Raw genomic sequence first — 9228 nt, 5'->3', positions numbered from 1 at the left:
TCTTTGTGCAGGGCATTGAGAGGCGTGATTTTGAGATTTTCGGCCGTATCGCCCAAGCGAGGTTCCCTTGCAGACAGAGTCAGAGTCGAACCGGCGGATGGTTTCGCCGTTCGCCCCCTCTGTCCGGGAACCTGAGAGATTCGGAGAAGCGAAGCTTTGCGTCTCCTTACTCCTTCGGTGGGACCGGGGTTGGACTCCCGATCCGCTTTCCAGAGTGTCGCCAGTCCGGTCGGTCCGTTGGCCTGAGAGTTTCCGGGGCGGTTGCTCCTTCGGCGCGTCCGGCCCGTATGAAACCCGGGCTGGACGGCTCTCCCGCCAGACTGCTTGCGACGCCGCGAGAATAGGCGGCGCCATATATTAGTCAATGATATTCCCGGTGACCTTGCGGAAGCTCGAAAACACCACGATTGACAATGCTTTAGGGGTGGTTAGGGTTATCCACAGCAAAGGGATTCTCCGGGCGCAGGACGCGACTCGGCGACTCGATAAAAAATGGAGGAAACCGCCATGAACCCGTTCTTCGTCGAGCAGATGGCGATGTATTCGGCCTATCACCGTGATGCGCGCAATCGCGCCACGCATTTTGTCGGCATTCCGGCCATCGTCTTTGCCCTGTTCATTCCGCTGCACTGGGTGACGCTGTTCTCGCTGTGGGGCGGTGAAACTGTCGTCACCCTGGCCAGCCTGCTGTGGTTCGCCACCGGCATGTTCTACATCTGGCTCGATCGCCGCATCGGCAGCCTGATGATGCTGCTGTCCTTCGGGCTGCTGCAGCTGGCTGAACAGGTCGCCATGATGGACGCCACCACCGGCTGGATCGCTTTCGCCGGCTTTTTTGTCGGCGGCTGGGTGTTCCAGCTGGTCGGCCATGTCTTCGAGGGGCGCCGCCCGGCGCTGGCCGACAACCTGCTGCAGGCGCTGATCGGTCCGATGTTCCTGGTGGCCGAAACCGTCTTCGCGCTTGGCCAGCAGAAAGACCTGCATGATGCGGTTGAAGCGCGCTGGAAGAATTACTCGGTCGGCGCAATGCGCGAGCGTGCGGCGGCTTAGGTCGCTGCGGTCTTCGCCATGAAGACAGCCTGAAGTCGGCGATGACACTATCTTTTTGACGGCAATTTTCCTTCAATCATGGCCGGCTCAGGCTCTGTCCTGGCCGGCCATACACATTTAAGGGCATTGGCATGACGCAACGCTGGAAGAACCGGCCCGAAGGGTCGAACTGGGGCGAGTTCGGCGCCGATGACCGCATCGGCCGCGTCAACTGGATCACGGCAGAGAAGGTGAAGCAGGGCATCGCCGAAGTGCGTGATGGCCGCACCTTCTGTCTGTCGTTGCCGCTGGAATATCCCGGCGGCAACCTGCTCAATCCGCGCCGCTTCCCGCCGCAGCTGTTTGCCGTGGTGCGCGAGGGCAAGCCGAACATGGCGCTGCCCCTGTCGTTGTACGATCCGAAAGTGACTGACGTTTCAAGCGACGACGCAGCCCTGTTGTATCTGCAGTATTCCACGCAATGGGACAGTTTCGCCCATATCGGCTCGATGTTTGATGCCGATGGCGATGGCCAGCCGGAACGTGTCTTCTACAACGGCTGGCGCGGCGGCAGCGATATTCCTGATGTCGAGGATCGCGGCGTCGGCGAACCGCGGTTGGAGCGCTTTCCGTCCAAGGGCACCGAGCCGCTTGGCATTCATAATTTCGCCAAGCATGGCCTGCAGGGCCGTGGCGTGCTGGTCAACCTGAAGGACGAGGTGGGCGAGGCGCGTACCTGGGTCGGTTATGACCTGCTGATGACGGCGATGGAAAAGCAGAAGGTCAGTGTCGAGCAGGGTGACATGCTCTGCTTCTATACCGGTTTTGGTGATGTGCTGATGTCCATGGGACGCAAGCCCGATCATCACCGGCTGGAGAATTCCTGCGCCGTGCTGGATGGTCGCGATGCCAGATTGCGCAACTGGATCACCGATTCCAAAGTCAGCTGCCTGATTGCCGACAATTATGCGGTCGAAGGCCTGCCGGCCAAAGCTGTGGAAGGCAGCCATGCCATGCTGCCGCTGCATGAGCATTGCCTGTTCAAGCTCGGCGTGCCGCTGGGCGAGCTGTGGTATCTCTCGGAACTCGCCGCCTATCTGAAAGAGCACAAGCGTAACCGCTTCCTGCTCACGGCGCCGCCGCTGCGCCTGACCGGCGCGGTCGGCTCGCCAGCCTCTCCCATCGCGACTGTTTAAACCGCTTTATCATCAGGAGTTTTCCATGAACGGCGCCGAAAGCCTGGTCCGAACGCTTGTCTCCTCCGGCGTTGATGTCTGTTTTGCCAATCCCGGCACGTCGGAAATGCATTTTGTTGCGGCCCTGGATCGCGTGCCCGGTGTGCGCTGTGTGCTCGGCCTGTTTGAAGGCGTGGTGACCGGTGCTGCCGACGGCTACTGGCGCCTGTCGGGCAATCCGGCGGCGACGCTGCTGCATCTTGGCCCCGGCCTCGCCAATGGCGTCGCCAATCTGCACAATGCGCGCAAGGCCAGCTCGGGTGTGGTCAACGTGATCGGCGAGCATGCCACCCATCACCTGCAATATGATGCGCCGCTCACCGCCGATATCGAAGGCATCGCCCGCCCGGTCTCGCACTGGATCGGCCGTGCCGATACGGCGGGCGAGGTTGCCGGTCTGGGTGCCCAGGCCGTGGCTGCTGCCCGCAGCAACAATGGCCAGATCGCCAGCCTGATCCTGCCGGCAGACACCGCCTGGAACGATGCGCCGCAGGGCGAGGCGAAGCCGGTCGCGGTGCCGGCCCGCGCCAGGGCCGATGAGGCGCAGGTCAAGGCGGCGGCTGCCGCGCTGAAAAAAGCCGGTCCGAAGGGCATGCTGATCCTGGGCGGCATTGCGCTGCATCGGCAGGGCCTGCAGCTGGCAGCACGCATCGCGGCGGCCACCGGCTGCCGCCTGTCGAATAACGGTTTCAGTGCCCGCATTGAGCGCGGCGGCGGGCTGCCCAGCGTGGGCCGCATTCCCTTCGTGGTCGATCTGGCGCTCAAGTATCTGGCCGATGTGCAGGAGATCGCGCTGGTCGGCGCCAAGCGGCCGGTGGCCTTCTTCGCCTATCCGGGCAAGCCCAGCATCCTGACACCCGATGGCTGCAACATCACCGCCGTGCTTGATGTCGAAGGCGACCTGATCGATGCGCTGGAGCGCCTGGCTGATGCGGTCGGTGCGCCGAAAAGCGTGCCGGCCTACAATTCCGGCCTTGCGCGGCCCGCCCTGCCAGACGGTGCCCCGAATTTCGAGAAGATCGCTGCCGCGGTTTCCGCCCTGCTGCCCGACAATGCCGTGGTGGTGGATGAATCCGTCACTTCGGGCCGTGGTATCTTTGCCGCGGCCGAAGCCTGCGGGCCGCATGACTGGCTCAACAACATGGGCGGTTCGATTGGCTACAGCCTGCCGGTGGCGATCGGCGCGGCGATTGCGGCACCCGATCGCAAGATCGTCGCCCTGACCGGCGATGGCAGCGCCTTCTACACTCTGCAGGCGCTGTGGACGATGGCGCGCGAGCAGCTCAACGTGACCATGGTGATCTTCGCCAACCGGTCTTACGCCATCCTGCGCAACGAGCTGGCCAATGTCGGCGCCGCCAATCCGGGCCCGCGGGCGATCGACATGCTGACGCTGGATCGCCCGGATCCGGATTGGGTCGCCCTGGCCAAGGGCCACGGCGTTCCGGCCGTGCGGGTCGATGAAATGGGCGATTTCAGCCGTGCTTTTGCCGCTGCGTTAGAGACTCGGGGGCCACAACTCGTTGAGTTGGTATTCTGATCGAACCACTAGCTTTGGTAGAGGTGCCCTGGCCGAGTGCTAAAGTCTTGATAACACTTGGCGGTTTTTGGCGATTCCGTTTGCAGCTTAGCAGGAAATTTGACAATCATTATGTGCGATATCCCTGAAGCAGCAGGCGCGTCAGGCCGGTTGCCGGTCCCGATCACCGAAGGGATGAGCCTTGCGTAAGCCCCCACCGGGCAGGCGCCGTCCTTTGTTACCGGGGACGGCGTTTTAACCAGATTATCTACGCCGCTGCCGCAGAACGACAGCAGCCAATGCACAGGTTCGGTGTGACAACAGAATCAGTGCGACAACAGAAAGTGTGAGCGCCATGTCAATGCCAGCCACCGTTTCCGCCTCTTCCGTGCCCGCGACCACCGACAAGGCGGGCGCGATTGCCGGCGGCAGCCAGGAAGTGCTGACCTTCACCATTGGCGACCAGAATTACGGCCTCGATCTGCTCAGCGTGCGTGAAATTCGCGCCTGGACCGATGTGACGCCATTGCCCAATACGCCTCCCTTCGTGCGCGGTGTGATCAATCTGCGCGGTGCCGTAGTGCCGATTTTCGATCTGCGCGTTCGTCTCGGCGGCGGCGTGACCCAGCCGACCAGCGCCAATGTCGTGATCGTTGTCGAGATCGGCAGCGAGTCTGTCGGCCTGCTGGTCGATACCGTGTCTGATATCCTGGCGCTGGATGCCTCGGCGCTGCAGCCGGTGCCGGCCACGGCCGCCGATGAAGAGCATACCTTCCTCAGTGCCCTCGCCACCCATGAAGAGCGCATGGTGGCTCTTATTGACGTCAATCGATTGTTCAACCGCGGTGTACCCGCTCTGCCGGCTGCCGCGGCTTGATCGGCAGCTAAATTATCAGGTCATCGCACCCTTCGGAGGAAATGCCGAAGGGTGTTTTTGTTTTAGTGGAAACACAGTCGAAGGTTGATATCGCGATGTTTAAATCCTTGCGACTTCAAGGTCGCTTGATTGTTTGCGCTGCGGCTGTCGCAATTTTGGCCGTTATTGCATCGGTGGTTCCATCTCTACTGGTGATGGATGGCTTGGTAGACCGCGCCGAGCGGCGCGAGCTGCAGAGCTATTATGAAAACGTCATGGCCTCGGTGCATGCGGAGGCTGCCAAGGCCACAGCGCTCAGCACGCTTGTGGCAAACATCCCCGATGCCCAGGTCGCCATGGCACAAGGCGACCGCGACCGTCTGGCCAAGCTCTTTGTACCCGCCTTCCGGCCTCTCAAGGACGACCACGGCGCCGTGCAGATGCAGTTCCATACCCCGCCGGCAACGTCCTTCCTGCGCGTGCATCGGCCGGATCGCTTCGGCGACGATATCTCGTCTTTCCGCCACACTGTTGTTGCCACCAACAACAGCCGCAAGCCCACGCAGGGGCTTGAATTTGGCCTTGATGGCCTTGGCGTGCGTGGCATCGTGCCGGTGATGCATGAAGGCAAGCATATCGGCTCCTTCGAGTTCGGCATGTCGTTTGGTCAGTTCTTCTTCGACAGTTTCAAAAAGCGTTATGGCGCCGATGTCGCCCTGTTCGTACAGGACAAGGATGGCATGAAACGCTTTGCCGGCACATTCGAGGATGCTGCGCTGACGCAGCCCGACGATCTCCAGGCCGCCCTGAAAGGCGAAACCGTGGTGCGACGGGCCATTACTGCAGCGGGCCCGCGTACGGTGCTGGTTGGCGCCGTGCGGGATTATTCCGACAAGCCATTCGGTTCTGTCGTAATCGCCATAGACAGCAGCGACTACGTCTCGACGGTCAACCGGGCCCAGTTGATTGCCTTCGGTGCGGGTGTTGTCGCTCTGCTGATAGGTATTCTTATGGCATGGCTGATTGGCCGCAATATTTCACGTCCGATCGATACCATCACCGGGATGATGAACCGCCTGTCTGGCGGTGACCTGTCTGTGGCGTTGCCGTATCAGGAAAGGCACGATGAAGTCGGAGAGATGGCGCGTGCTGTTGCGGTGTTCAAGCGCAATGCCGAAGAGAAGATCGTCCTTGAACGCCAGCAAGATGAGGAAAGGGTGCGCTTCGCCGCCGAGCGGGAAGCGCAGGAGCAGCGTTTCGAGCAGGCTATCGGCCAGGTCGTGGCCGCCGCTGCCGAAGGCGACCTGTCCCGCCGTGTTGAACTGAATGGGCTCAGCGGCGTGATGCAGCGCGTCGGTCAGTCAGTCAATGATATGATTGCCCGCACCAATGCGGTGACCGGCCAATTGGCTGAGGTGACCGGGGCGCTGAGCGGCGGTGATCTGACCAAGCGGGTCGGCGGCGATTATCATGGTGTGTTCGGCCGTTTGAAGGATAGCGCCAACGGCATGGCCGAGCGCCTGCGCGATTTCGCCATGCGACTGGCAGAGAATGCCGAAGCGGTGAAAACCGCCTCGGCCGAGATTTCCAGCGGCAGCCAGGATCTGGCCAGCCGCACGGAATCGCAGGCCGCTTCGATCGAGGAAACCGCTGCCTCGATGCACGAAATCACCACCACGGTGCGGCACAATGCCGACAATGCCCAGGCCGCCAACCAGCTGGCGACCGCTGCCCGTGACACGGCGGAAAAGGGCGGTGCTGTGGTTGGCGATGCGGTGGCCGCGGTCACGCAGATCGAAGAGAGCGCGCAGAAGATCAGCGATATTGTCGGCCTGATCGACGAGATCGCGTTCCAGACCAATCTGCTGGCGCTGAATGCGAGTGTCGAGGCCGCCCGTGCCGGCGATGCCGGCAAGGGTTTTGCCGTGGTGGCGCAGGAGGTCCGTGCCCTGGCGCAGCGTTCGGCCAATGCGTCGAAGGATATCAAGGCGCTGATCAGTGCTTCCAATGCCCAGGTCAAGACCGGTGCGGCGCTGGTCAACCAGACCGGCGCTTCGCTCAGCGAGATCGTCAGTGCGATCAAGAAGGTGTCGGATATCGTCGCCGAGATCGCCGCCGCATCCCGTGAGCAGGCCACCGGGCTGGATCAGGTCAACACGGCCGTGGGCAGCATGGATGAAATGACCCAGCGCAATGGTGCGCTGGTGGAGCAGACATCCGCCTCTGCCCAGGCGCTCGCCAACCAGGCATCGGAATTGGCCACGCTGGTGCGCTTCTTCAAGCTCGGCAACCAGCCAGCCGCTGTCGCACAGGCCGCGCCGGCCGCCCGGCCGGCACCCAAACCTGCCGTTTCGGCGCCGGTAACCGCCGCGCCAAAGCCCGCAGCAGCAGCCACGCCCAAGGCGCCGGCGGCGAAACCGGAGCCCAAGCCGGTTGCGCCTGCGTCCAAGCCAGCGCCGGCAAAACCGGCTGGCGATGACGACTGGCAGGAGTTCTGAGACCATCCCTGTGCGGCCGGTCTCCAGAATCGGGCTTTGAACAGATCATCAGTATGCAATTAAACTAAAACGTGTACGGCGCAAGTTTTGTGCGGTGGTAAAATCGCGGCGTGCGGCCAGACTTCCCACAGGTGTATGATTGGTAACCTAAGCAAGATCAATCTGTTGTGTATCAATGCAACGGTAGGTCACGGCAAGCTTAGATTCGTGGGAGGGCAGAATGTCATTTGCATCCACTCTGAAAATCGGGCCGAGGGTACTCGCGGTCGTTGCGCTGCTGGCCGTTGCCGCTGCGGCAATCGGCACGATGGGCGTCGTTTCGCTCGACCGCTTCGAGCGGCAGACCAATGTGATGGAGAGCATCGCCAAGCAGACCCAGTATGGCGAGCGGCTGAATGCGCTGGTCTATGCCGTGGTGATGGACTCACGCGGCGTCTACATGTCGGCCGACACCGCCGCCGCCAAACCCTTTGCGGCCGGCATCATGCGCTTCACCACCGAAATTGAAACTGTGCTCAAGGACTGGACGGCGCTGATCGGGCCGCAGGCGGCCGCCGGCGATGAAGCCAAGCAGTTCATTGCCCAGATCAACCAGTTCATCCAGTTCCGCCGCGAACTGGCGCGGCTCGGCACCGATGTCGATACCAAGCAGGCGCGTGAATACGGCGATAACGACGCCAACCGCTCGAACCGGCAGGCGGTCAACCGTTTGATCGACGGTGTAACCAAGCGCAATGCCGAGCGCGTGATCGAGGTCAGCAACGGCCTGACGGAGTATTACAACACTCAACGCCCCTTGCTGATCACCATCACGGTGGCGGCCATCACCATATCCGTGATGCTGGCGCTCTATATCGTCATCGCCACCCTGACCCGGCCGATCGGCCGCATCACCGGCGTGATGAACACGCTGGCCACCGGCAATACCGGCATCACCATCACTGGCAGCGAACGCCGCGACGAGATCGGCGAGATGGCCAAGGCGGTGCAGGTGTTCAAGGACAGCATGATTGCCCGCGAAGAGGCGGAAGCCCAGATTGCCGAACAGCGTGAAGAGGCCGAACGGCGTCGCGCCGAACGCGAGGCCCGCGAAAAAGCCGCAGGCGAGGAAATCGCCGCCCTGGTCAACAAGGTCGCCGGCGGCGATCTGGCCGGCCGCATCAGCGAAAGCGGCAAGGACGGCTTCTTCCTTTCGACCAGCCAGGAACTGAACCGGCTGGCGGCGACGCTGCAGACCATGGCCGGTGAACTGGCCGAGGTCATGGGCGCCATGGCCGAAGGCGATGTGACCCGCAGTGTGCGTGGTGAGTATCACGGTGTATTCGGCCAGTTGAAATCCAGCGCCAATGGCATGGCCGAGCGGCTGCGCGAATTTGCCGGGCGACTGACCACGACCACGCTGTCGGTCAAGACGGCCGCCGGCGAGATCACCGACAGCAGCCAGGATCTGGCGCAGCGCACCGAAGCCCAGGCCGCCGCCATCGAGGAAACCGCGGCCTCGATGCATGAAGTCACCACCACCGTGAAGCAGAATGCCGATAATGCCCAGGCCGCCAACCAGCTTGCGGTCGCGGCGCGCGACACGGCGGAGAAGGGCGGCAGCGTCGTCGCCGATGCGGTGGCCGCGGTCAGCCGGATCGAAGGCAGCGCGCAGAAGATCTCCGACATCGTCGGCCTGATCGACGAAATCGCCTTCCAGACCAACCTGCTCGCCCTCAACGCGAGCGTTGAGGCAGCGAGAGCCGGCGAAGCCGGCAAGGGCTTTGCCGTGGTGGCGCAGGAAGTGCGCGCCCTGGCCCAGCGTTCGGCCAATGCCTCGAAGGACATCAAGGCGCTGATCACGGACTCGAATGCGCAGGTCAAGACCGGTGCTGCATTGGTGAACCAGACCGGCGGTTCGCTCACCGAGATCGTCAGCGCGATCAAGAAGGTGAGCGACATCGTGGCCGAGATCGCGGCCGCCAGCCGCGAGCAGGCCACCGGCCTCGACCAGATCAACACCGCCGTCGGCAGCATGGACGAGATGACCCAGCGCAATGCGGCCCTGGTGGAAGAAAGCACGGCGGCGGCGCAGACCCTGAACAACCAGGC

6 protein-coding genes and 1 riboswitch are annotated in these 9228 nt (G+C 62.5%); all 6 genes read left to right on the top strand.

Going from position 1 to position 9228, the window contains the following annotated elements; translation table 11 throughout:
• Positions 1 to 109 precede the first annotated feature (109 nt).
• Positions 110 to 223: riboswitch (glycine riboswitch) on the bottom strand.
• Between the two features lie 284 nt (positions 224 to 507).
• Positions 508 to 1050 (top strand): Mpo1-like protein, encoded by a 543-nt coding sequence (locus AAG799_RS20915; RefSeq protein ID WP_341898900.1) that lies wholly within the window; start codon positions 508 to 510, stop codon positions 1048 to 1050.
• A 131-nt stretch (positions 1051 to 1181) separates the two neighbouring features.
• Positions 1182 to 2225 (top strand): cyclase family protein, encoded by a 1044-nt coding sequence (locus AAG799_RS20910; protein ID WP_341898899.1) that lies wholly within the window; start codon positions 1182 to 1184, stop codon positions 2223 to 2225.
• 25 nt (positions 2226 to 2250) lie between these two features.
• Entirely contained in the window at positions 2251 to 3804 is a 1554-nt protein-coding gene (locus AAG799_RS20905) for an acetolactate synthase large subunit (protein ID WP_341898898.1), read from the top strand.
• Positions 3805 to 4138: 334 nt separating this feature from the next.
• A complete protein-coding gene (locus AAG799_RS20900) occupies positions 4139 to 4660 on the top strand; it encodes a chemotaxis protein CheW (protein ID WP_341898896.1) in 522 nt (173 codons plus the stop codon).
• A 173-nt stretch (positions 4661 to 4833) separates the two neighbouring features.
• Positions 4834 to 7137: a methyl-accepting chemotaxis protein gene (locus tag AAG799_RS20895; RefSeq protein WP_341898895.1), complete on the top strand. Its 2304-nt coding sequence runs from the start codon at positions 4834 to 4836 to the stop codon at positions 7135 to 7137.
• Between the two features lie 220 nt (positions 7138 to 7357).
• Positions 7358 to 9228, top strand: a 1871-nt coding sequence (locus tag AAG799_RS20890) for a methyl-accepting chemotaxis protein (protein ID WP_341898894.1), incomplete at its 3' end; no start/stop codon positions are given.

It is taken from the genome of Ferrovibrio terrae (genome assembly GCF_943371255.1).
GTDB lineage: Bacteria > Pseudomonadota > Alphaproteobacteria > Ferrovibrionales > Ferrovibrionaceae > Ferrovibrio > Ferrovibrio terrae_B.
The sequence above is the reverse complement of the archived record's forward strand: the minus strand, read 5'-3'. Positions and strand labels throughout refer to the sequence as shown.

What these genes read in the sequence shown, in the direction of transcription:
- AAG799_RS20910 (WP_341898899.1), top strand. Translation starts at nt 1,182, where the DNA reads ATGACGCAACGCTGGAAGAACCGGCCCGAAGGGTCGAACTGGGGCGAG.
- AAG799_RS20915 (WP_341898900.1), top strand. Translation starts at nt 508, where the DNA reads ATGAACCCGTTCTTCGTCGAGCAGATGGCGATGTATTCGGCCTATCAC.
- AAG799_RS20900 (WP_341898896.1), top strand. Translation starts at nt 4,139, where the DNA reads ATGTCAATGCCAGCCACCGTTTCCGCCTCTTCCGTGCCCGCGACCACC.
- AAG799_RS20905 (WP_341898898.1), top strand. Translation starts at nt 2,251, where the DNA reads ATGAACGGCGCCGAAAGCCTGGTCCGAACGCTTGTCTCCTCCGGCGTT.